The following is a 21,674-nucleotide window of genomic DNA, read 5'->3' on the forward strand; positions in this document are numbered from 1 at the left end:
GGATGCGGCGACCCGCGCGGCGACTCAGCCGGCCGATTCGCGGCGAGCGGTCGCCCGGCGTGCCCACCGAACGACACCGACGACGGTCGCCGCTTCGAGGTACGCGAACACCGCCCAGAACGCGAAGAAGAACGTGTAGGCCGGGACGCCGAACTCGTTGAACAGCAACGTATCGAGGAAGAACGCGACGACGTACGCGGGGAAAGTGGCATAGATCACCGGTTCGACGAGGGCACCGACCCGATTGAGCACGAGGAGGGCGACGAAGACGGCGAACACCGCGAGTGTCGTCGTATCGACGAGCGTGCGGCGGAGGGGGACCATAGGCGAAAATATCCGTAGAATCACATAACGTTGGCGTCGACGGCTATGTGAGAACGGTTCGCAGCGTCTCGCCGAGTTACGCGCCGACGCCTTCGTTGTCGATGAGCCGCCACGCGCCCGACCCCGTGGTCTCGACGAACTCGCGGCGCTCCATCTCCGCCATCACTTCCTGGAGGCGGTCCGGCTGGGCGATCTCCATCCCGATGGGGTCGACGTCGTGGAACTCGTCGAGGTAGTGGCGCACGTCTTCGAGTTCGAACGTCTCCTCGTCGGCTTTCACCATCACGCCCGAGATGAGGTCGACCATGTCCTCGATGAAGTTCCAGGGGTAGACGATCCACGCCCACTGTTCGAGGCGCTCGCCGACGTAGTCCGGTTCGAACTCGCTGGTCTGCAGCAGTTGCAGCGTCGCCGTGCGGACCTCGTCGGCGTCGCGCTCGCGGACGTACTCGTCGGCGCGCTTGATGGAACCGCCGGTGTCGGCGATGTCGTCGATGATGAGTACGTTCTTCCCCTCGACGCTGCCCTCCGGCATCGGGTAGCGGACCTCGGGTTCGCCCGACTTCTGGGCGGTGCCGACGTAGTGTTCCATCTTCAGGCTCGTCAGGTCGTCCAGCCCGAGGAAGTCGCACAGACACCGACCCGCGAACCACCCGCCGCGGGCGAGCGCGACGACCACGTCCGGTTCGAACGACGACTGTTTCACGTCGTCGCTCACGTCGCGGCAGAGTCCGTAGATGTACTCCCAGTTGGTGATAGTGCACTTGAACTCGTCGGGGAGGTCGCTCATTTCCGACTGTGACTCTGCCACGGCCGCACATAAGGGTTTACAGGTAGTCTCGTCGGGAAACGGGCGTCCTCCCGACCGACCGGAGTTGGACGAACGCGGGCGTCTCCCGAACGGTCGTGGCTCGCTCAGCGTCCGTATCGGTTCTCGTCTCGGATGAGCGAGCGGACGCGCTCGTGGATGTCGACGAACGCCTCGTCGGTTCGGCTCCGGGGACGGTCGAGGTCGACGTCGACGATCTCGCGGACCGTCCCCGGTCCCGGCGTGAGGACGACGATTCGGTCGGCGAGCGTGACCGCCTCCTCGACGTCGTGAGTGACGAACAGAATCGTCTTCCTCGTCTCCTCCCAGATGCGCAACAGCCGGTCGTGGAGGGTGCTCTTGGTCTGGGCGTCGACGCTCCCGAACGGTTCGTCCATCAACAGCAGTTCGGGGTCGACCGCCAGCGCGCGGGCGATACCGACGCGCTGTTTCATGCCGCCGGAGAGCTCCCGGGGATAGGAGTCGCCGAAGCCCGAGAGACCGACCAGGCCGATCATCTCCTCGACGCGCGTCTCGCGTTCGTCGGGGGCGACGTCCATCTGCTCCAACCCGAACGCGACGTTCTCGCGGACGGTCAACCAGGGAAAGAGGTGGTACTCCTGGAAGACGATGCCGAGGTCACGCGTGGGAGCGGTCACCGGCTCGCCGGAGAGCAACACCTCGCCGCCGGTCGGCGACTCCAGCCCGGCGACGATGCGGAACAAGGTGGTCTTACCGCTGCCCGACGGGCCGACGATGCAGACGAACTCGCCGGCGTCGACCTCGAAGTCGACGCCCTCGAGGGCGCGAAGTCCGTCGCCGTCGCCGTCGTCGTCACCGTCGCCGTCGTCGCCGTACACCTTCGAGATGTCGTGAACGGCGACGCGAGGAACTCCGTCGTTCATCGCCACGCGAGCAGTCGCCGCTGGACGCGTTCGAACGCCGAATCCACCACGAGGTAGACGAGGCTCATCAGTGCGATGTAGGCGATGACGACGTCGACCGAGAGGTTGTTGGAGGCGGTCAGAATCGTCCGACCGACGCCGGGAACGCCGAATATTTCGGCGGCGAGGATGAGCATCCAGGAGCGTCCGACGCCGGTCCTGATGCCCGTCAGAATCTCCGGCGACGCGGCGGGCAGCACGACCTGTCGAATCTGCCCCCACGTCGAGTTCGCCCCCAGCGAGCGCGCGACGTCGATGAGGTCCTCGGAGACGCCCTGGACCCCGCCGTAGGTGGCGTAGTAGTTGATCCAGAACGCCCCCGCGGCGATGATGAACGCGGCGCCGCCGTGATTGATGCCGAACCACGCGATGGCGAAGCCGATGAGCGCGAGCGGCGGCACCGGTCGAAGCACCCGGACGATGGGCGCGGCCACGTCGTCAAGCCGTTGACTCCACGCCAGCGCCACGCCGAGTGCTACCCCCAGAACGGTCCCGACGACGGCGCCGGGCAGCCAGTGGGTGACGCTCTGACCCAGCGCGGTCAGCATCGACCCGGAGGCGAGTTCGACCCAGAACGTCTCCGCGACGACGTCGGGCGACGGCAGGACGTACGTCGGGCTGAACAGCGCGGAAACCCACCAGATGCCGAGGAAGGCGACGACGCCGGACGCGCCGCGGACGAGTCGCGCCCCGCGGTGGGACCCGCCGATGTCGAAGGAGTCACCGAACTCCGTCTCGATTTCCGTGCTCATCGGTTCACTCGAGACCGTCGTAGACCGAGTAGTCGAACACCTGCTCCGCGGAGAGCGTCGAGTCCGTCTTCCCCAACCGGTTCGCGTACTCGGCGAAGATTTTGGTCCCGCTCTCGATCTCGCGGGGGTCGGTGATGAAGTTAGACAGCGGCGACTCCATCGCTTGCCTGGCGATGTCGACCGGCAGCGACTGCTCGCCAACGACCGCGCTGGCGTGTTCCGCGGCCGTCTCCCTGTTCGAGGAGATGAACTCCGTCGCGCGCCGGTGTTGGCGGACGAACGCCGCGGCCGTGTCGGAGTCTCTGACTTCGTCGGCCATCAGCGTCACCGCGGCGGGTTGGCCGGGCATGAAGTCGGCCGCGACGTCGATGAACTGGTACGGGAGGTCGTTGGCCGCGATCTTCGTCGGCACCGGCTCCATGATGCTCGTCCCGTCGAACTCCTCGTTGGCGAGGCCCTGGAAGACGGCGTTGGCGCCGCCCGCGCCGACGATGTCGACGTGTTCGCCCGGTTCGAGGTCGTGCTCGTCGACGAGCCAGTACCGAAGGAGGATGTCCGGAACCGACCCCTCGGGGAAGGTGCCGAACGTGAACCGCTCGCCCGTCTCGCTGCGCCACTGCTCGAACGACCCCGCGGGGTCGTTCGGGTCCCACATCTCGGCGAATCGGTCGTGCGCCAGGATGCCCATCGGCTCCTCGATGTTGGCGGCGACGACCTTCGCGGCGATGCCGCGGTCGACGACGATCATCGCCGGGACGATACCGAACATCGCTACGTCGATGTCGCCCGATGCGTACGCCTTCACGATGCTCGGCCCGTCGGTGAACTGCTTGCCCTCGACGTTCGCGTCGAGTTCGTCGAAGTACCCCTCCTGGTCCATCACGAAGTACTGCATGTCGGGGTATATCGGCATGTACGCCACCGTGAGCGTATCCGACCCGTCGCTGCCGAGGACGCCGGTACAGCCGGCGAGGCCCGTCAGGGCCGCGGCGCCGGAGCCGGCGAGGTACTCTCGTCGCGATAGTTCGCGACTCGGTCTGGTCATATCCCCGTTAGGGTCGGCTCGCTTATGCCGGAACGGCTGTCGGTAAGGGTCACCCGGAGTGTGGACGCCTCGCCGTCGAGAGCGCTCGCTCGAACGCGCCGTTGGTCGGCTGGAACGCCGAAAACAGTCGTTCCGGGCGCTCGGTGTCCGTCAGAGAAAGCGGTGGTTTTTACCAAAAACGGGAAACTATCTGATACGTCGGTCTGCACAGGCCCGACGCCGTACCGGTCGAGATGGTGTCCGAGCGGACCGCTCCGGCCGACGACCGACGGCGGCGCCCGCGGCGTTACCACCCGTCCGGCGAGACGCCGACCAGTCCGGCGCTCACGTCCCAGAGCCGACGCCGCGTCGTCTCGTCGCCGACCGACGACGCCGGCCGAACCTCCGCGGCGTCGACGTAGACGCCACCCCGTCCGGCGGGCCCGGTGGCGTCGGCCGCGGCGAGGATGCTCTCGGTCCCCTCGTCGAGAGAGCGCGTGAACCCGAGCGGCAGACGAGAGAAAGCGGTGAGCAGCAGGCGACCGCGGAGCGACGCCCCGCGCGCGAGGTTCGTACTCGGGACGAATCCGGGGTTGACCGCGGCGGCGGTGACGCCCGCGTCGTCGGGTCCGTCCCTCTCACCGAGTCGTTCGGCCAGTTCCTCGGTGAACAACACGTTGGCGAGCTTCGACCGCGCGTAGGCGTCCATCCCGTCGTAGCCGCCTCCGGAGAAGAGGTCCGAGAAGTCGAGTTCGCCGCGTTCGAGCAACCCCGACGAGACGGTGACGACGCGCGACGGCGCTGCGGCCCGGAGCAGCGAAAGCAACTCGTGCGTCAGCAGAAACGGCGCGAGGTGGTTGACGGCGAAGGTGCGTTCGATGCCGTCGGCAGTTAGCTCCCGAGACGACGAGAAGACGCCCGCACCGTTGACGAGCAGGTCGAGTCGGTCGGTGCGGGCGCGGAACTCGGCGGCGAGCTTTCGGACGGCCGACTGTGAAGCGAGGTCGGCTCGATAGAAGGCGACGTCGCCCTCGGTTCGCTCGCGGAGGTCGGCGGCGACCGTCCGGCCGCGTTCTCGGTTTCGGCCGACGATGGCGACCGACGCCCCGCGGTCGGCGAGTCGACGCGACACCGACGCGCCAAGACCGCTCGTCCCGCCCGTGACGAGCGCGACGTATCCGGCCGCGCTCTCGTCCGGCAGTTCCATACCGTCCGCTCGGTCGGGGCCGCCAAATACCCTCCTCCCGGCGAGGCGGAGCAGCGACGGGCCCGCTCGGGCGGTCGGTGCGTCGGTAGCTACATCCGTCCGACGACGAAACCGAGGACCATGGACGGCGAAACGACGTTCCGCGAGGTGCAACGGTTCCGTCAGCGCTGGCTCTGGCTGCTCCTCGGCGGGGGGTTCGCGTTCTCCCTGCTTCTCGGCCCCGTCTCGATACTCGGCTTCGCCGTCTTCGCTGCGGTCGGGCTGTTGCTCTACAACGCCCGGCTGGAGACCGAAGTCCGAGACGACGGGGTCTACGTCAGATTCGCCCCGTTCCACCGCTCGCCGCGGCGAATCGCGTGGGAAGAGATCACCTCCGCGGAGGCGACGGCGTACAGTCCCATCGGCGAGTTCGGCGGGTGGGGCGTCCGGTGGCGGCCCGGCGCGGTCGCCTACTCGGTCAGCGGGAGCGAGGCCGTCCGCATCGAGCGGACCGACGACCGAGACGTCGTCGTCGGCTCGGAGCGCGCCGCGGAGTTCGCCGCCGCCATCGCTCGGGCGCGCCGGCAGTGAGCGGACGCTCGGCGCTCGGCTCCGGCGTCAGCGAACCGTGCCCGCGCCGAGACGGGCGAACCCGAGCGCGTGCGTCGAGTACGTCGCGTCGTCGCACCGCCCTCGGAGCGCGTTCTGGGCGGCGACGACGCGGCGGTCGAGTAGCTCGGTCGCGGCGCTGAGGTCCGCCGGGCGCTTCGAGGGCATCCCCGCGAGCACGAGGCCGTGAAACAGCGCGTTCAGCGGGCGGGCTTCGGGTCGCGTGCTCCGCGCCAGATCCAGCAGCGCGAGGCGACCGCCGGGACCGACGAGGTCGGCCCAGTCGTCGACGGCGGCGGCGGGGTCGGCGAGCATCCCGGAGACGAACGAGGCGACGACGGCGTCGGCTCCCCTCACTGGGGGCCTCGTCGCGTCCGCGCGGACGACGTGGACGTTCGCCCAGCCCTCGCGGGCGACTCGCTCGCGGGCGACGGCGAGCGCCCCCGGCGAGAAGTCGAGGCCGACGACGGTGCCCGAGGGACCGACCCGCTCGCGGAGGTACGCGAAGTTCGCACCCGTCCCGCAGCCCATCTCGACGACGGTGTCGCCCGGAGCGAGGTCGAGCGCCGCCGCGGTGCGTTCGCGGAGCGTCGACACGCCCGGACCGTACGTCGCCAGCGCGTCGTACACCCGTGCCCAGCGGCTGTAGAACTCTTGCGCGGTCGCGACGCCGGACGACGACACGCCGGTCGCGGTCGCGTCCGGGTCGGCGTCCCGGTCGCTCATCGCAACAGCTCTCGAACCGCGGCGGCGACCGTCGGTGCGTCCGGGCCCAGCACGTACGTGATGGGTTCGATGCCGTAGCTCCCCGTCTGGTACAGCACGAACGTCTCGTCGAGGTCCACGCCGTCGAGGGCGGCGGCGACGGCGTCTGTCGGCGCGTCGGGGTCGAACTCGATGCTCTGGTAGCCCGCCGCTTCGAGCGACGCGACGATGTCGGGGTCGTAGCGGACGTTCACCGCGGCGCGGACCGGTGCGCCCGCGCTTCGCGCCGAGAGCAGCACGGACGCGACGTGGCCGCTCGCGCCGAACTCGGGGTCGCCCGCGACGGTGGCGCGACCTTTCACGTCGAAGATGCGCCCCGGAACGGCGGCGACGCCTTCTATCTCCTCGGCGTCGGGCAGACACTCGGCGAGGTTCGAGCCGACGTGGGGGATGAGTCCGGCGAAGCCGCTGGCGTTCGTCAGCGTCCGCAGGCCGCGTCGGACCGACGACAGCACGCGCTCGGTGGCTCTGAGCGCGCTGTCGGGGTCGTGAACGTCGAACTCCCCCTCGAACTCGGCGAGTTCGGGCATCGCGTCCTCGTGGAGGTCCGCGAGCAGGTCGCCGTCTTCGAGGTGCCGGATGAGCACCTCGGCTTCGACGAGCGCCTGCAGCTGACTCATCTCGCCGGACGCCAGCCCCTCGGCCACGCGTTCGACCAGGTCTCTGACGCGCTCGTCGGCCTCGACGGCCTCGTTTCGGGCGACGCGACCGTGGGCGTACTTCGAGACGGCGCTCTGGCTGACGCCGAGCGCCTCGGCGACCTCCTGTTGGGTGAACTCCCTGTCTCTGAGTTCCGCGGCGAGCATCGAGCGAAACGTCGGGAGGAACTCCTCGACGACGACTTCCTCGACGAACTTCATTTCTCGCCGTGGAACTCGGGGTCGTCGCCCAGCCGCGACGCCTGCGGGCCGCGCTGGCCCTGATACTTCGACCCGCGTTCGACGCCGTAGGGGCGTTCGGCGCGCGTCTTCAGTTCGGTGAAGATGAGTTGGGAGACGCGCATCCCCGGCGAGAGCGCGACCGGTGCGGTGCCGAGGTTCGACAGTTCGAGCGTTATCTGGCCCTCGTAACCGGGGTCGACGATACCGGCGGTCGCGTGGATGACGATGGCGAGGCGACCGAGCGACGAGCGACCCTCGACCGTGGCGATGAGGTCCGGCGGTATCTCGACGCGCTCTTTCGTCGTGCCGAGCACGAAATCGCCCGGATGGAGGATGAACTCGTCGCCCTCGTCGACGTGGGTTTCGGTGACGTACTGGCCGATCTCCTCCTCTCTGTTGGGGTGGATACAGGAGATGTTCGTCCGCTGGAACTCCAGGAACTCCTCGCCGAGTCGGAGGTCGATGCTCGCCGGTTGCACTTGCATGTCGAGGTCGTCGAGCGGGTCGACGACGAGGTCACCGGCCTCCAGCCGTTCGAGGAGGTCAACGTCCGAGAGTATCATACTGGGGTGGCCGCGTGCCAGCACGTAAAATCTCCCGGTCGCCTCGGACGGCCTCGCCCGCGTCGGCCGACCGTCGGTCAGCCCACGACTCCGAGCAGGAACACGACGAACGCGACGAGGCCGGCGACGCCGAGCGCCGCGTCGCTATCGAGGCCGCGGGCGTGTTCGAGGCCCGCGCGCCAGACGAACAGTTGCCACCCCGCGACGACGAGACCGACCGCGAACGTGAGGGGCCAGTCGAGAAACGACTGCAGTTCCTGTAGCTGCTGGAGCAGCACCTCGGGGTTCTGCGAGAACGACGTCCCGCGGACGACTCTCGACGCCGCGACGAGACCGACGGCCGACTCGACGAACATCGGCACGCCGCCCCACGCGGCGACGGCCAGCGTGTCGCCGAACGTCCCCCGGCCGCCGCCGCGCGAGAGGAGGTGGAGGAAGACACCGACGACGAGCCACCCGAGGAGCGACGAGAAAAACACGACGGGGAGAAGTCCCACGAATCGGTCCCAGAGCTCGTCGCCAAGGTCCAACTCCCGGGTCTCCGGCTCGTCGCAACCGGGCCAGTCGTCGCCGTTGTCCTCGCAGACCCAATCCGGCGGCCGGTTCTCGTTCTCGACGGTGATGGTCGTGTCCAGCGCTTCGCTGAACTGCCAGCCGACGAAGCCGACGGCGGCCGTCGTCAGTAACGCCACGACCACGGCAAGCACGAGCGCATATCCGAAATCGAGTCCGGGCGCGCGCTCTCGGAAGTACTCGTCGGGGTGGAGGAGGGGTGTGCGGGGCATCGTCCGCGTCGACTCGGTACTCGGTGATAGTTCTTATCGATTGACCATATCCGTCGTTCGGGCGAGCGCGGCGGCCGTCGCAGTCGCGGCGAGCGCAGCGACACCGTCCGGTAGGGGTTCGACCGCCGCTTCGCTCCGACGATAGCAGGTGATTTACCGCGGCGTCGGCGAGAGATGGTATGAAGCAGGTCATCGTCGCCCGGACCGACATCGGGATGGGCCGCGGAAAGCTCGCCGCGCAGGTCGCCCACGCCTCGCTGTCGGCGTACGAGGACGCCGACTCGCGGACGCGGAAGAAGTGGAAAGGCGAGGGGCAGAAGAAAGTCGTCGTGAAGGCCCGAGGCGAGAAGGAGCTGTTCCGCCTCGCGGACCTCGCCGAGCGCGAGGGACTGCCGAACGCTATCGTCCGCGACGCCGGACACACGCAACTGGACCCGGGAACGGTGACGGCGCTCGCCGTCGGTCCCGGTCAGGACAACCTCGTCGACAAGGTGACCGGCGACCTCTCGCTGTACTGATCTACGGTCTCGCTTCCGCGGCGTCGACGTCGACGAACTACAGCGCTTTTACCGCCACCGCCGCAACCGCGGGTATGAACGCACCGAAGCGAGGAACGAACGCAACGAGGCGACGTTGATGCGCGAGGCACATCCCATCGAACGCGAGGTCGGCATGGAGTACTACGTGAGCGACGCCGACGGAATCGGGGGCGAACTCCGCGTCGAACCCGAGGATTTCCGCGTCCGCGAACTGGAGGCGTTCGACGCCGCGCCCGTCGACTCGGACCCCGGCGCGTACGCGAACCTCGTCGTCCGCGCGACGCTGCGCGGCTGGGACACCAACGACTTCGCCGCCCGCCTCTCCGATTCGCTGGGCGTCAGCCGCGAGCGCATCTCGTGGGCGGGGACGAAGGACAAACACGCCGTCACGACGCAACTGTTCACGATTCGCGGCGGCGACCCCGACGACGTGCCGGACGTGCGCGACGCCGACGTAGAGGTCGTCGGCCGCGCCGGTCGCGACATCTCTTTCGGGGATCTGGCGGGCAACGCGTTCGGGATTCGGGTTCGGGACGCGGAGCGGCCGGAGAACGTCGGCGAGATAACCGAGCAGTTGCGCGAGTTCGGCGGCGTGGCGGACGACGAAAACGCCGGCGACGCGCCGGTCGTCGGCGTCCCGAACTACTTCGGCCAGCAGCGCTTCGGCAGTCGTCGCCCCGTCACCCACGTCGTCGGCCTCCACGTCGTCCGCGGCGAGTGGCGCGAGGCCGTGCTCTCGTACGTCGGCAATCCGCACGAGAACGAACCCGACGAGACGCGGGAGGCCCGCGCCGTCGTCGACGCGGAAGCCGAGCGCACCGACCCCGACTGGCACCGCGCGCTCGACCGGATGCCCGGTTACCTCCGCTACGAGCGCTCGATGCTCCACCGCCTCGACGAGGACGGCGCGGACTCCGACGACGACTGGCGACACGCGCTCGAAGCCGTTCCGTCGAATCTCCAGCGATTGTTCGTCAACGCCGCGCAGTCGTACGTCTTCAACCGAATCCTCTCGGAGCGCCTCCGCCGCGGTCTGCCGTTCGATAGACCCGTCGAGGGCGACGTCGCCTGCTTCTCCGACCGCGACGCGCCCGAAGGCCTGTTCCGGCCGGACACCGACCGCCTGCAGAAAGTCACGGGCCGCCGCGTCGACATCGTGGGCAAGCACTGCGGGCGCGGCCGCGCGTTCGTCACCGCGCCGCTGGTCGGAACGGAGACGGAGTTGGGCGACGGCGAACCGGGCGAGATAGAGCGCGAGATTCTCGCCGAACTGGACCTCGAACCGAGCGACTTCGACCTCCCCGGAAACTTCGAATCGACGGGGACGCGCCGGGCGATTCTGGTCCGGACGCGGATGGAAATCGAGGAAGAGCCGCTGAACTTCGAGTTCTCGCTCCCGTCGGGGTCGTACGCGACGGCGGTGATGCGCGAGTACACGAAGTCGGGGCCGCTGGACCTGTAGTCGGCGGGCGAAACGAACGGAGTTATAGGCCGGCGAGGCCCAGATTCGGTATGCACTGCGGCCGGTGCGGCACGCCGTTGGAGAAGCCCGGAGACTACTGTCTGACCTGCCGCACCGGCAACTGCGACGCCGTCGTTCTCGACTGCTCGCGCGAGCGAGCGACGCTCACCTTTTTGGACGAAGATGCGGTTCTCGGCGAGACGACGGTGACGACGATGCCCGAGACGGACGAGGAGTCCGGCGTCGTCGAACTGCGGAACTTCGCCGGACGCGTCGCCGACGAAGTTCGGCGCAAGCGACCCGAGACGGTGTACGCGGCGGGCGACCGCGACGTCATCCGCGAGACGCGCGCGCAACTGCACTACGAGTTCTACCGCGTCCGCGACGACGACCCCGTCGCGGCCGTCGTCGAGAGTCGCGGCGAACGCACGCTCGAAGTCGTCGAAGCGTCGCCGGGCGAGAAACTCGGCGGGTCCCACACGACCATTATCGGCGGACGGAAAGGGCGGAAAGCCATCGGCGTCGTCGCCGGCCACCCGCACGTCAAGAAGATAATCCCCGGACCCATCGACGCCGGGGGGAAGGGGTCGCGGACGAGTCTCCGCGCGAAAGTCACCCGTGCCGACGGCAACGGCAACGTCCGGTTTCTGCTGCGCGACGGGTCGAGCGTCCAGGAGAACCGCGTCGTGACGACGGCGATGGACCGCGAGACGGGCGAGCGCGTCCGCGACGACCTGAACGACGCGCTCGCCGACGCGGAGCTACGACCGGCCGACTGAACAGTCGGGAGCGAGTCGGGGAGCGGACGTTCGGAGGCGGTTCGGAGGCGGTTCGGAGACGGTTCGGAGGCGGTTCGGAGACGGTTCGGAGGCGGTTCGGAGGCGGTTCGGGGCGGTGTCCGGTCTCAGTCGGCGGTACCGTCGCGCGTCTCGAACTCCGTGTTCTGTCGGTCGGTGTCGACCCGTCGCGTCGGCTCACGACTCGAAAGCGTGCTCTGCAGCAGCGCCTGGAGTCCCCGCCGGAGGCGCTCCGAGGCCGCCTGTCCGGAGATGCCCAGCTTCTCGCCGATGTCCGCGAGCGAACAGCGGCGCGGCACCTCGAAGTACCCCGCCTCGAACGCGGCGGTTAGCACGGCCTCTTGGGCGGCGGTCAGCCCGTACCGCGTCCGGCCGTTGGGGGACCCGCGGTAGAGTCGGTGAAGCTGGAACGAAAGTCCCGTATCGATGCAGCGCTGGCGGTACGCCGAAACGGACGCGCGGTCGGGGAACTGCATCCGGAGCGACCACCCGTCGACGGTCGCTTCGGCGTTCAGAAGCACCGCGTCCAGTTCCGTTCGGGCGTAGTACGTCGAGGCGTCGTCGCCCTCCGGACTGAGGGTGATCCGGTACTGTCGCCAGCCGTCGGCCTCGCAGAGAACGACCGCGTCCGAGACGGTCGGGTCGTCGTCGAGCGCGGCGTCGAAACCGCCGAGGCCGTCGCCGGTCGCTTGAACCTGTAGGAGGCTGGTCCCCGTCTCCCGCGCGTACTGCTGGTCGAGCGTGACGGTCACCCCTGGCGCGTTCGCTAACGCACCTTCGAGGATCGAACTCGAAAGGGTGAGTTCAGCGATGAGCATCTGTGGTTTGTCTCGGTCTATGTCAACTCACAGCACGGTTAGACAAAAACGCATCGCCTATCCGACGGTGGGGTGGTTTCGACCGAGAGGGCGGACCGAACAGGGCGGCGTAGGAGTGTGTCGCTACGTCAGTTCTTCGACAGCCGCGAGGTCGACCCAGTCGTGAATCACGGAGCTGTCGGACTGTTCGACGGTGTCGCGGTCGCGGTCGTACGTGACCGCACCGACGTCGTCCAGTTTCGGGAGGTGGATGTGACGAAGCGACACCAACAGACTTCGGAAGTGGTCGGATTCGACATCGTCGAGACACTCGACTTCCCACGCGGTCATCGTGTCCGCGATGTCGCAGACGTCGACGGTCTCGCCGTCCGCCTGATGGAGGTAGTACAACACGTCGCGCCGACGCCGATTCGACAGTGCGTCGAACGCTTCGTCCAATCGCGCGCGGTCGACGACCGTCGACGGTGCGTGCGTCGGGTGGTCGCTTCGACGTCCCAGCGTATGATCGTTTGACATGGTAAGGTGAGCACCCGGGAGTTCCCAGCGCGCATAGAAACCGACCCTACATTTCCCAAACTGTGGCGCTTTCACAGCCATGGTTTTATATAAAGGTCCGGCGAGCGCTCGGTACCACCCCGCCGGGTCGAACGCGGACTCGTAGGCTTTATCTGTCCGCTCGGGATAGATGGCAGCACTATGGCCGACAACAAGGCACGACAGACCGGTAGCTCGGGGCGCTTCGGCGCACGCTACGGTCGAGTCGCGCGCAAGCGGGTCTCCGACATCGAATCCGAGATGCGAAACGCCACCGTCGACGGCGACGACGTCAAGCGCCTCGGCACGGGCATCTGGGTCAACAAAGAGACGGGCGAGAAGTTCACCGGCGGCGCGTACCGCCCGGAGACGCCCGGCGGACGCTCGGTCCGACGCTCCATCCGCGCGGCGCTCGACGAAGACGAGTAACCACACATGAGCTACAAGTGCTCCCGCTGTAAGCGCGACGTCGAACTCGACGAGTACGGGGGCGTCCGCTGTCCGTACTGCGGTCACCGCGTGCTCCTGAAAGAGCGCGCTCGCGTCGTCAAAGAAGTCGACGTGAAGTAACCGCGAACCAGTGTCGCATCTGAGCGTTCTCCGCTTTTCGTACCCCGACGAGCGGCGCGCTCGCGTCGTCGAGCGGAGCGTCCGCGTCGAAGTCGGCGAGATCGACGATGAACGGTCGCACGCGAGCGTCGCGAGGGAGGAGGCAACCGTCGAGGTACGCGTCGAGGCCTCGGACCTGGTCGCGCTTCGTGCGGGCATCAACTCCTGGACGCGGATGGTCGCCGTCGCAGAGCGCGTGTCGGAGCTGGGCGCCGACTCCCTCGCGGGAGAATAAATACGGGGCTTTTTCAGTCCGGCGCGCATCGGACCGACTATGCAAGGAAGTCTACCACCGGAAGCGCAGGAGAAACTCGAGGAACTGCAGGACCTTCAGGAGACCGCGCAGCGCGTCAGCGCGCAGAAACAGCAGTCCGAGAGCACGCTCTCGGAGTCGAAGACGGCGCTCGAAGCGCTCGACGACATCGACGAGGACGCGATGATGTACCGCGAAGTCGGCGAACTGCTCGTCGAGACCGAGTACGACGAGGCCCACGACCAGCTCGAAGACCGCGTCGAGAGCCTCGAGATTCGCGTCGAGCAGCTCAAAAAGCAGGAGGAGCGCGTCCAGGACGAGTTCGAGAGCCTGCAGACCGAGCTCCAGCAGATGCTGCAGGGCGGCGGCGCGGGCGGCCCCGGCGGTCCCGGCGGGATGGGCGGCCCCGGTGCAGGCGGCGCGTAGATGAACGCCGACGCCGAACCGAGCGACGACGAGGTCGTCGAGACGGCCGCCGACGCCGCCGAGGGCGTCATCTTCGCGCACTACAAGCAGTCCGACGTGCGCGACGTGGACGTGACGGTCACGTTCGAGGACGGCGTCCTGGACGTGGACGTGTACCTGAACGCGCCCGACGACGACGCCGACCCCGAAGCCGTCGCCGACGAAGCGGCGCTGGCGGCGCGCGACGCCGTCGACGACCTGTTCGCGGCGAGCGAGTAGCCGCGACGGCCGCGCCGGCCGCTTTCTGTCGATACTCACCCCCGAGCGAGGCAAACAGTTATGTTTTTAGATGGTAACTGTTAACACATGGCTATCGGTGGTCGAGACCGCAGCGGAACGACGGCGCTGGACAGACTCCGGTCGCACTACAACCGAGTCGACCTGCGCTGCCCGCAGTGCGGGTACAGAGACGAAGACGGACAGTGGACCGCGCGGACGACGGGTTCACAGGTGTTGTATCGCCACGTCTGTCCGAGCTGCGGCGAGATTCGGACCCGGACGCTTCGACTGAGTCAGTGACCTCACGGCGACGGAGACGCGCCGGCGTCCGATAGCGATGGCGCTCCCTCGAACACCAGTTCTCGGCGACCGCCCGTCGCCACTACGGGGGCGCGAATCGGCGAACCAGAAGCCGACCGCTCACGCGAGGAAGAAGATGAGGACGCTCACGAGTATCGTCGCGCAGGCGATGGCCGCGGCGAACGCCCCGCCCATCGAGACGGCGACGTTGGCGTGACTGGCGAGCGTCTCGGTGCGGTCGTTGCCGAAGACGGTCACCTCGGCGTGTTCGACGGCCATGCCGGACTCGACGGGTTCGCAGTCGGCGACCGCCTCCGAGACCAGACGGCGAATCAGCGACCTGAGTTCGTCGCGGTCGATGGCGGCACCGACCTGGTTGTCCGCCTTCACCGTGTTGACGATGTGCGTGTCGGTGGTCATCACTTCCGCGGCGTCGACGAGGCTACCGCCGTCTCCGACGACGCGTTCGGCCCCCGCCGCTTCTGCGTCGTCCTCCGTGCTGGGTGCGCTGACGACCTCCGGGTCGTCGGGAGACGTCGACTCGACGGCCTCACAGAGGTCCGAGACGATGCTGTCGCGGAGCCCCGGTTCCATGTTGTTGCCGTCGACGAGCACGTACGCCGTTCGCTGCCCCTCGACTTCCGAGACCGCGACGCGGATGCCGAGCGGCCCGATTCCCTCCCGCGGTGTCCACTCGGTCGGGTCCGAGGCGACGCCCAGACGCAACCGGTCGGTGCCGGCGTCAGAGAGCGCCCGGCCGACCGCTCCGGCCCCGCGAATCATGTCGAAGGAGCGCCGACTTCCGGGCGTGACGTGGCCGAGGTCCGGACCTTCGAGGCCGTTGTTGCAGTTGTGGGCGTCGACGAGCAGCACGTCGTCCAGTCCGCTGGTTCGCGCCTCCGTCGCCGCCGAGAGCCCGACCGAGTACTCCACGTCGTCGGCGAAGTTCGGAGCGAACGTCGAGACGACGAGCGCGTCGTCGCCGAAGCGTTGGCCGACGAGTTTCGCCTCGCCGGAGTCGACGCGGACGCTCTTGCTGGCTTCGGCGCTGTACTCGATGCGCTCGTGGGCGCTCTCGGCGGCTTCGAGGATGGTGTCGACTTCGCGCTCGGTGACGAGGTTGAAGTCGTGACCGGCGGTGGCGTGCGGCGGGAACGCCAGCCCTTCGCTGCGTCGGGCGACGCGTTCGGGGAAGTTGCCGCCGCCGATCTCGCCCATCGGACCGGGGTGAATCATCGGGAGGACGAACCGCGCCTTCTCGTCGCCGTCGGCGTCGCGGAACGCGAGGACGGTGACGGGGACGACCGCTTCCTGGCCGAGTTGTTCGAAGAAGTCCTCCAGCTCTCGGGAGCCCTCGGCGATGTGGCCGATGAACCCGCGGATGAAGTCGAGGACGGAGACGCCGAGGCTGTTGCGCCACGGTCGGTCGATGACTTCGAGGAAGGCGTAGACGCTCATCGCGTAGATGACGCACATGACTCCGAGGAGGACGAAGTGGTCGGGCGTCAGCGCCGAGACGACGTCGGGCGCTTGCTCGGAGCGGGCGAAGTACGGCATCAGGTACGCGTCGAGGACGGGACCGCCGACTTCGAGGTAGCTGAGCGTCCCGCTGTAGATGAACAGCAGTACCGCCGAGACGACCGTCTGGATGCTCGCCGGAATCGACGCGACGAGGATGGACGAGCGCGACACGGCCATGATGACGAGCAGGCGGAGCGCGAAGATGGACGCGAGCGCGACGACGAGCACGTCGTAGACGAACCGCTGGTCGAGCGAGGCGAACACGGCGACGATGGCCGCGACGGTGAGCAGTCCGACGAGGACGATTTCGCAGGCCAGCGCCAGAAGCGACGAGCGGTTGGGCGTCAGTCGCCCGCCGAGAAACCGGTCGACGCCGGTGGTCGCGACGCTGGCGACGACCGTCGGGATGCCGACGAAGAAGATGCCCTCCCAGGCGTCTTTGCCGACGAAGAACAGCCCTCGCCACGTGCCTTCGCGGAGTCCGGAGTCGAACGCGCCGACGCCCGCGATGGCGGCGATGAGCAGCGCGAACCCGAGGCTCGCGTACCACGAGGGCGCGCGGAAGATGAACCGCGACAACCCGGCGAGGTTGCTCTGCGACGCTGTCATGCCGACGAGGTTGTGGGCGTGCCTCCTAAAACCTCGCTACTTGTTGCGACGAAGCGACAGTCACCCCCGCTGTCAGTCCGGACGGACAGCGTCGTCGACGGCGCTCGGGTCGCTCAGTTCTCGCAGCGGGCGATGAAGTTCTCGAACACTTCCTGGCCGCGCTCGGTGTGGGCGACTTCGGGGTGCCACTGGACGCCGTAGAGGTCGCGGGAGGCGTCGCTCATCGCCTCGATGCCGCAGACGTCGCTCGTCGCGGTGTGGGTGAAGCCCTCGGGGAGCTCCTTCACCTCGTCGGCGTGACTCGCCCAGACGCGGGTCTCGGGCGCGAGCGAGCCGACGAGCGGGTCCTCGTCGTCGAGGATGTCGACGGTCACGTCGGCGTAACCGCCGTAGTCGCCCGACCCGACGCGCCCGCCGAGTTCGGTCGCCATCACCTGCATGCCGAGACAGATGCCGAGGACGGGGATGTCGAGGTCGAGATACTCCGCGGAGCGCCCGGCGCGGTCGGCGTCCGGTCCGCCCGAGAGGACGATGCCGTCGGCGTCGACCTCCTCGGGAGGGGTGTCGTTGTCGACGATGTCGGTATCGACGCCCGCGTCGCGCAAAGCCCGCTGCTCCAAGTGTGTGAACTGCCCGTGGTTGTCGATGACGACGACTCTGGTCATAGCCGGGGTTGGACCGACGAGCCTAAAAACGAATCGGACTCGGGTCGAAGTGGGCACGTTCGTGCATCGTAGAACGTGAGAGTCGGCCGTTCACGTGACGCCGAGCGGGAGCGAACTCGAACCGCGGCAGTGGGACTCTCACGAACGGTCGTCGGTCGACTCGAACCGTTCGCTCGCGGACCGAAAGCCGAACTCGGCCTGTTCGTCGCTGCGCCGCTGCTCGCGCGTCGCCAGCGCCTCGGCGTCGGGGTTCACGTCGTCGTCGACGCGGGCGAAGGAGTTGTGAACTTTCGCGTGACACCACCGGCAGAGTGACACAGTAATCTCGTGGCTGGGTTCGGCGTCGTCTCTACCGTTGTCGGCATCGCCGCCGTGATACGAGAGGTGGTGTTCCTCCAACAGCGGGCGCGCCGACGACTGGTGCGCCATCCGAACTTCCTCCAACCCGCAGCGGACGCACTCGCGGCCGTCGGTGGTCGACCGGTACTGCGGGCAGTCGCGCCACTCGCAATCTTCCTCGCCGGCGAGACAGCGGTAGTCGTCGGCCCGGCGCGCGCGGGCGAACTCGGGGTCGTCGCCGGCGTGCGACAGCGCGTAGCGGCAGCGGCCGTCGCCGGTCAAGTGGTCACACCGCTCGGCGAACTCGTAGGGGTCGTCCACGCCGACCGGCGTTCCCTTCGGCGTCTTCTCCATGTAGTCGCCCCTCGGTTCCGACGTTACTTGAACGCTCGACGTTCGTCGTTCACCAGAAGAGAGCCTCGTTTCGAGCGTCTCGGGCTCTCGGTCGCGGACGTACGTCTTTTCTCCCCCTACCGGATAGATTCGAATACATTTACCTCACGAGTATTATTCGAGTTCGAAACAGAGTATAAAATAACTCAAGAGCTACTTCCTATGAAACGGTAGTTTCAAAACCCCGGATGTTGGTAGATGGATTACAACCAGATCACTGCTGGTCGTCGACGCCAGCACGGGCGCGAGCTATCCATGAAAGACAACTCACCATCTCACACCGGGCACTCCTACGACACGGACCGCTACCGACAACGACACGAAGCCATCGTCGACCCCGGCGAAACGGATCTCTCGTTCGCTGTCATCGACGCGATCGCGGCCGTCGAAGGTGTCGACCCTCTCGACCTCGACCCCTTCATGCACGAGTCCATCAACCCCGACGCACTGAACAACCTCTTCGCCGGAACCGAGCAGACGAGCCTCGGCGGCTCCGTCGCGTTCGAGGCGCTCAGCTACACCATCGTCGTCGAGAGCCACGGTCGAATCACCGTCTACGAGCAGAAAGACGGCGGCGGACGGCGGACGCTGGCGGCCGGAATGCGGTAACGTCTCCTGACGAGCGAATCTGACACACTTTTGTCGCTCCGTCGTAACGCCGAGTCGTGCAACTCGTTCACGAGGGGCGGCCGATAGCGAGCACCGTCGAGTTCGCGGACACCGTTCTCGAACAGAGCCGCGGGCTGATGTTCCGGCGGTCGGTCCCCGACGACTACGCGCTCGTCTTCCGGTTCGACGAGGCGGAGCGCCGAAGCCTCCACATGCTGTTCGTCCCGTTTCCGATCGACGCGCTCTGGCTGGTCGACGGCGAGGTGACCAAGCACGCTCGCCTCTCGGGGTGGACCGGCCTCGGCTGGGGCACCGCCGACACCATCGTCGAGCTCCCCGCCGGAGCGGCCGACGGCGTCGACGCGGGCGACTCCGTCGAACTCGTCGAGTGATGTTGCGAGAAAGCGAGCGCGGGCGACGCATCCGACTGGCAAGTTCTGTCGTACCCCACAGGTTGATACGCGGTGGCGTCCACCGGGCATCTACAATGTCGGACCACACCGGCACGGAGGATAGGGTAAGTCGCCGCGAGGCGACTGGCCGAGAAATTCCGCGCCCAAGATAACTTCTCGACCGACGACGCGAACGCGGCTGCCACCCCGTTCGCAGCGTCGCTCGACGGACGCGACGTACTGCTTTTGGATACGACGCTCAGAGACGGCGAGCAAGCGCCGGGTGTCTCGCTCTCGACGACCGAGAAGGTCGACATCGCACGCGCGCTCGACAGAGCGGCGGTGCCGTTCGTCGAGGCCGGGAGCGCCTGCACCGGCGCGGGCGAACGCGACGCCATCGCCCGCGTCGCCGACCTCGGTCTCGACGCGACGGTGACGAGTTTCGCCCGCGGGGTCCGCGCCGACGTGGACCTCGCGCTCGACTGCGGCGTCGACGGCGTGAATCTCGTCGTCCCCGCAAGCGACCGCCACGTCGAGGGGAAGGTCGGCACCGACCGCGACTCGGTCGTCGAGACGACGGTCGAACTCGTCGAACACGCCCGCGACCACGGCCTCTGGGTCGAGGTGCTCGGGGAGGACGGCTCGCGGGCCGACGTCGACTTTCTCGACCGCCTCGCCGCGGCCGCGCACGACGCCGGAGCCGACCGCTTCTGTTACTGCGACACCGTCGGTCACGGGAGTCCAGAGCACACGGAGCGCGTCGTCTCGCGACTCGCCGAGCACGGCCCGACGAGCACCCACGTCCACGACGACCTGGGCTTCGCCATGACGAACGTCTACGCCAGCCTCCGGGCGGGCGCGGATCTCGTCCACGCCACCGTCAACGGCGTCGGCGAGCGCGCGGGCAACGTCGCGCTCGAAGAGGTCGCAGTCGCGCTCTCGCACTGCTACGGCGTCGACTGCGCGAACCTCGACGAACTGTACTCGCTCGCACAGACCGTCGCCCGCGCGACGGAGACGCCGCTTCCCCCGAACAAGGCCGTCGTCGGCGAGAACGCCTTTGCCCACGAGAGCGGCATCCACACCGACGGCACGCTGAAGGACGAGGCGATGTACGAGCCGTACCCGCCCGAGACGGTGGGCCGCGAGCGCCGCCTCGTGCTCGGCAAACACGCCGGCCGCGCCGGCGTCCGAGCGGCGCTCGACGAGCACGGCGTCGAGGTGACCGACGACGAACTCGCGCGAGTCGTCGAGCGCGTCAAGGGCCTCGCGGAGCGCGGAAAGCGCGTCACCGACGCCGACCTGCTCACCGTCGCCGAGGACGTACAGGGTCGCGCCCGCGAGCGACGCGTCAGACTCGTCGACCTGCAGGCGACCAGCGGCGGCGGGGTGCCGACCGCGAGCGTCCGCCTCGCCGTCGACGACGAGGAGCGCGTCGCCGCCGGGACCGGCAACGGCCCTGTCGACGCCGCCGTCGAGGCGGTCCGGACGGCGCTCGGTCCCGACGCCGCCTTCCAGTTGGAGTCGTACCACGTCGACGCCATCTCCGGCGGCACCGACGCCGTCGTCACCGTCGAAGTCGAACTCTCGCGGGGCGACCGGTCGGTGAGCGTCGCCGCGTCGGACGCGGACATCACCCGCGCGAGCGTCGTCGCGATGGTCGACGCCCTCGACCGCCTGCGCGCGCCGAAAGCGGTGGCCGACGTGCCGCCCGCCGACGACTGACCGCAGACGCCCGCCGACTGGCCACGGACGCCGCACGTCGCCGCGGGGGCGACGACCGGAACTTCGCGGCGGCGTCTCAGGTGAGAGAACACCGCCGCGACGACAGCCGAAAGCGAGACGTGTCAACCTCACTCGAACGGAAATCGGCAGACAGCGTAGCGAAGGTGGACGTTTTACCTACCAAGATACTTATCAAGAACGACGACACAAATGGGGTATGGAACGTCGCCGCTTTCTCGCCCTCCTCGGAACGACCGCCGTCGGCGGAACCGCCGGTTGCACCGGACGGTTGTCGCAGTCCGGAGCGAACGTGCAGTTCCCGCCCGCCGCACGCGACGCCGACTTCGACCCGAAACTCGACGGCAGTCCGGCCGAACAGGTCGACGTCGGCTCTCGGTTCGGCGTTCTCCGCCCGTCGAACAACGGACCGCACGGACTCGTCGTCTGGAACGACGGCCCGGCCCGCGAGATAACCGTCTCGGTGTATCGGAATTCGTTCGTGGCGTACGAGACGTTCGAGCGGACGTTCGACGTCGACGCGGGCGAACACGTGTCGCTGACGCTGCACCGGCCGGCGACCTACACGACCGTCGTCACCGTCGAGGACGCGACTGAGACGGCCGCGACGGTCGGCGTCGACCGGACGAACTTCGACTGCAACGACTCGGCGACGACCGTCGCCGTCCGCGAGAACGGACGGATGGAGTGTTCGACCTGGTCGACGATGATGGGATGCGGGCCGCTGTAATCCGACGACCTGAAAACGGAAGTGGCTCCACACCGA

Annotated in this window: 29 protein-coding genes; 14 read left to right on the top strand and 15 right to left on the bottom strand. The window is 68.0% G+C overall.

The genetic code is table 11. The features are described 5' to 3' along the window. Positions 1-24: 24 nt before the first annotated feature. The 6 genes from DV709_RS05365 to DV709_RS05390 form a co-directional block, all read right to left on the bottom strand. Positions 25-324 (bottom strand): hypothetical protein, encoded by a 300-nt coding sequence (locus DV709_RS05365; protein WP_117592375.1) that lies wholly within the window; start codon positions 322-324, stop codon positions 25-27. 76 nt (positions 325-400) lie between these two features. After that, on the bottom strand, positions 401-1,114 hold the full coding sequence (locus DV709_RS05370; RefSeq protein ID WP_117592379.1) for a phosphoribosyltransferase: 714 nt from the start codon (positions 1,112-1,114) through the stop codon (positions 401-403). Positions 1,115-1,239: 125 nt separating this feature from the next. Continuing rightward, positions 1,240-2,037, bottom strand: coding sequence for an ABC transporter ATP-binding protein (locus tag DV709_RS05375; RefSeq protein WP_117594129.1), 798 nt, complete (start codon positions 2,035-2,037; stop codon positions 1,240-1,242). Continuing rightward, a complete protein-coding gene (locus tag DV709_RS05380) occupies positions 2,034-2,828 on the bottom strand; it encodes an ABC transporter permease (RefSeq protein ID WP_117592381.1) in 795 nt (264 codons plus the stop codon). Before DV709_RS05380 ends, DV709_RS05375 begins: the two co-directional genes overlap by 4 nt. Positions 2,829-2,832: 4 nt before the next feature. Next, the gene (locus DV709_RS05385; RefSeq protein WP_117592383.1) at positions 2,833-3,873 is read right to left on the bottom strand and encodes an ABC transporter substrate-binding protein; all 1,041 of its coding nucleotides are present in this window, start codon (positions 3,871-3,873) and stop codon (positions 2,833-2,835) included. Between the two features lie 286 nt (positions 3,874-4,159). Continuing rightward, positions 4,160-5,059: an SDR family NAD(P)-dependent oxidoreductase gene (locus tag DV709_RS05390; RefSeq protein WP_117592385.1), complete on the bottom strand. Its 900-nt coding sequence runs from the start codon at positions 5,057-5,059 to the stop codon at positions 4,160-4,162. 120 nt (positions 5,060-5,179) lie between these two features. Here DV709_RS05390 and DV709_RS05395 point away from each other — a divergent pair, with 120 nt between their 5' ends. Next, positions 5,180-5,629: a hypothetical protein gene (locus DV709_RS05395; protein ID WP_117592387.1), complete on the top strand. Its 450-nt coding sequence runs from the start codon at positions 5,180-5,182 to the stop codon at positions 5,627-5,629. 27 nt (positions 5,630-5,656) lie between these two features. Here DV709_RS05395 and DV709_RS05400 read toward each other — a convergent pair whose 3' ends face one another. The 4 genes from DV709_RS05400 to DV709_RS05415 all read right to left on the bottom strand — a co-directional run bounded on the left by DV709_RS05400 (position 5,657) and on the right by DV709_RS05415 (position 8,641). Beyond that, positions 5,657-6,373: a class I SAM-dependent methyltransferase gene (locus tag DV709_RS05400; protein ID WP_117592389.1), complete on the bottom strand. Its 717-nt coding sequence runs from the start codon at positions 6,371-6,373 to the stop codon at positions 5,657-5,659. Next, positions 6,370-7,272 carry a thiamine-phosphate synthase family protein gene (locus DV709_RS05405; protein ID WP_117592391.1) on the bottom strand — a complete coding sequence of 301 codons (903 nt, stop codon included), beginning with the start codon at positions 7,270-7,272 and terminating at the stop codon, positions 6,370-6,372. Before DV709_RS05405 ends, DV709_RS05400 begins: the two co-directional genes overlap by 4 nt. Then, positions 7,269-7,856, bottom strand: a complete 588-nt coding sequence (dcd, locus tag DV709_RS05410; protein WP_117592393.1) for a dCTP deaminase — start codon at positions 7,854-7,856, stop codon at positions 7,269-7,271. The genes DV709_RS05405 and dcd overlap by 4 nt, the downstream gene beginning before the upstream one ends. A gap of 77 nt (positions 7,857-7,933) precedes the next feature. Beyond that, on the bottom strand, positions 7,934-8,641 hold the full coding sequence (locus DV709_RS05415; protein WP_117592395.1) for a Yip1 family protein: 708 nt from the start codon (positions 8,639-8,641) through the stop codon (positions 7,934-7,936). Positions 8,642-8,820: 179 nt separating this feature from the next. On the opposite strand from DV709_RS05415, the gene pth2 reads away from it, so the two are divergent. The 3 genes from pth2 to DV709_RS05430 all read left to right on the top strand — a co-directional run bounded on the left by pth2 (position 8,821) and on the right by DV709_RS05430 (position 11,421). Further along, complete coding sequence (gene pth2, locus DV709_RS05420; protein WP_117592398.1) at positions 8,821-9,159, top strand: peptidyl-tRNA hydrolase Pth2; 339 nt, start codon at positions 8,821-8,823, stop codon at positions 9,157-9,159. A gap of 118 nt (positions 9,160-9,277) precedes the next feature. After that, positions 9,278-10,642, top strand: coding sequence for a tRNA pseudouridine(13) synthase TruD (truD, locus tag DV709_RS05425; protein ID WP_117592400.1), 1,365 nt, complete (start codon positions 9,278-9,280; stop codon positions 10,640-10,642). Positions 10,643-10,692: 50 nt separating this feature from the next. After that, positions 10,693-11,421, top strand: coding sequence for a DUF2103 domain-containing protein (locus tag DV709_RS05430; protein ID WP_117592402.1), 729 nt, complete (start codon positions 10,693-10,695; stop codon positions 11,419-11,421). Positions 11,422-11,546: 125 nt separating this feature from the next. Here DV709_RS05430 and DV709_RS05435 read toward each other — a convergent pair whose 3' ends face one another. Further along, complete coding sequence (locus tag DV709_RS05435; RefSeq protein WP_117592404.1) at positions 11,547-12,257, bottom strand: helix-turn-helix domain-containing protein; 711 nt, start codon at positions 12,255-12,257, stop codon at positions 11,547-11,549. A gap of 123 nt (positions 12,258-12,380) precedes the next feature. Continuing rightward, a complete protein-coding gene (locus tag DV709_RS05440; protein ID WP_117592406.1) occupies positions 12,381-12,773 on the bottom strand; it encodes a DUF7344 domain-containing protein in 393 nt (130 codons plus the stop codon). A 180-nt stretch (positions 12,774-12,953) separates the two neighbouring features. Between DV709_RS05440 and DV709_RS05445 the strand changes: the two genes are divergently transcribed. From DV709_RS05445 to DV709_RS05470, 6 genes are all read left to right on the top strand, one after another. Next, positions 12,954-13,220, top strand: a complete 267-nt coding sequence (locus tag DV709_RS05445) for a 50S ribosomal protein L37ae (RefSeq protein ID WP_117592408.1) — start codon at positions 12,954-12,956, stop codon at positions 13,218-13,220. Between the two features lie 6 nt (positions 13,221-13,226). After that, positions 13,227-13,361 carry a DNA-directed RNA polymerase subunit P gene (locus DV709_RS05450; RefSeq protein WP_058580947.1) on the top strand — a complete coding sequence of 45 codons (135 nt, stop codon included), beginning with the start codon at positions 13,227-13,229 and terminating at the stop codon, positions 13,359-13,361. 10 nt (positions 13,362-13,371) lie between these two features. Beyond that, positions 13,372-13,635 carry a KEOPS complex subunit Pcc1 gene (locus DV709_RS05455; RefSeq protein WP_117592410.1) on the top strand — a complete coding sequence of 88 codons (264 nt, stop codon included), beginning with the start codon at positions 13,372-13,374 and terminating at the stop codon, positions 13,633-13,635. 39 nt (positions 13,636-13,674) lie between these two features. Further along, positions 13,675-14,079: a prefoldin subunit beta gene (locus DV709_RS05460; protein ID WP_117592412.1), complete on the top strand. Its 405-nt coding sequence runs from the start codon at positions 13,675-13,677 to the stop codon at positions 14,077-14,079. Continuing rightward, entirely contained in the window at positions 14,080-14,337 is a 258-nt protein-coding gene (locus DV709_RS05465; RefSeq protein WP_117592413.1) for a DUF3194 domain-containing protein, read from the top strand. Between the two features lie 87 nt (positions 14,338-14,424). Continuing rightward, on the top strand, positions 14,425-14,637 hold the full coding sequence (locus DV709_RS05470) for an HVO_0649 family zinc finger protein (RefSeq protein WP_117592415.1): 213 nt from the start codon (positions 14,425-14,427) through the stop codon (positions 14,635-14,637). Positions 14,638-14,757: 120 nt separating this feature from the next. On the opposite strand, the gene DV709_RS05475 is transcribed toward DV709_RS05470, so the two are convergent. The 3 genes from DV709_RS05475 to DV709_RS05485 form a co-directional block, all read right to left on the bottom strand. Next, entirely contained in the window at positions 14,758-16,767 is a 2,010-nt protein-coding gene (locus tag DV709_RS05475) for a DUF2070 family protein (RefSeq protein ID WP_117592417.1), read from the bottom strand. Between the two features lie 113 nt (positions 16,768-16,880). Beyond that, the gene (locus DV709_RS05480) at positions 16,881-17,432 is read right to left on the bottom strand and encodes a GMP synthase subunit A (RefSeq protein ID WP_117592419.1); all 552 of its coding nucleotides are present in this window, start codon (positions 17,430-17,432) and stop codon (positions 16,881-16,883) included. 138 nt (positions 17,433-17,570) lie between these two features. Then, positions 17,571-18,125: a DUF7097 family protein gene (locus DV709_RS05485; RefSeq protein WP_117592427.1), complete on the bottom strand. Its 555-nt coding sequence runs from the start codon at positions 18,123-18,125 to the stop codon at positions 17,571-17,573. Between the two features lie 294 nt (positions 18,126-18,419). Here DV709_RS05485 and DV709_RS05490 point away from each other — a divergent pair, with 294 nt between their 5' ends. From DV709_RS05490 to DV709_RS05505, 4 genes are all read left to right on the top strand, one after another. Next, the gene (locus tag DV709_RS05490; RefSeq protein ID WP_157972647.1) at positions 18,420-18,773 is read left to right on the top strand and encodes a HalOD1 output domain-containing protein; all 354 of its coding nucleotides are present in this window, start codon (positions 18,420-18,422) and stop codon (positions 18,771-18,773) included. 56 nt (positions 18,774-18,829) lie between these two features. Further along, positions 18,830-19,165 carry a DUF192 domain-containing protein gene (locus tag DV709_RS05495; protein ID WP_232819693.1) on the top strand — a complete coding sequence of 112 codons (336 nt, stop codon included), beginning with the start codon at positions 18,830-18,832 and terminating at the stop codon, positions 19,163-19,165. A 246-nt stretch (positions 19,166-19,411) separates the two neighbouring features. After that, positions 19,412-20,890, top strand: a complete 1,479-nt coding sequence (locus DV709_RS05500) for an alpha-isopropylmalate synthase regulatory domain-containing protein (RefSeq protein WP_232819694.1) — start codon at positions 19,412-19,414, stop codon at positions 20,888-20,890. 217 nt (positions 20,891-21,107) lie between these two features. After that, positions 21,108-21,638, top strand: coding sequence for a hypothetical protein (locus DV709_RS05505; RefSeq protein ID WP_117592431.1), 531 nt, complete (start codon positions 21,108-21,110; stop codon positions 21,636-21,638). Positions 21,639-21,674 lie beyond the last annotated feature (36 nt).

It is taken from the genome of Haloprofundus halophilus (assembly GCF_003439925.1).
GTDB classification, from domain to species: Archaea; Halobacteriota; Halobacteria; order Halobacteriales; family Haloferacaceae; genus Haloprofundus; species Haloprofundus halophilus.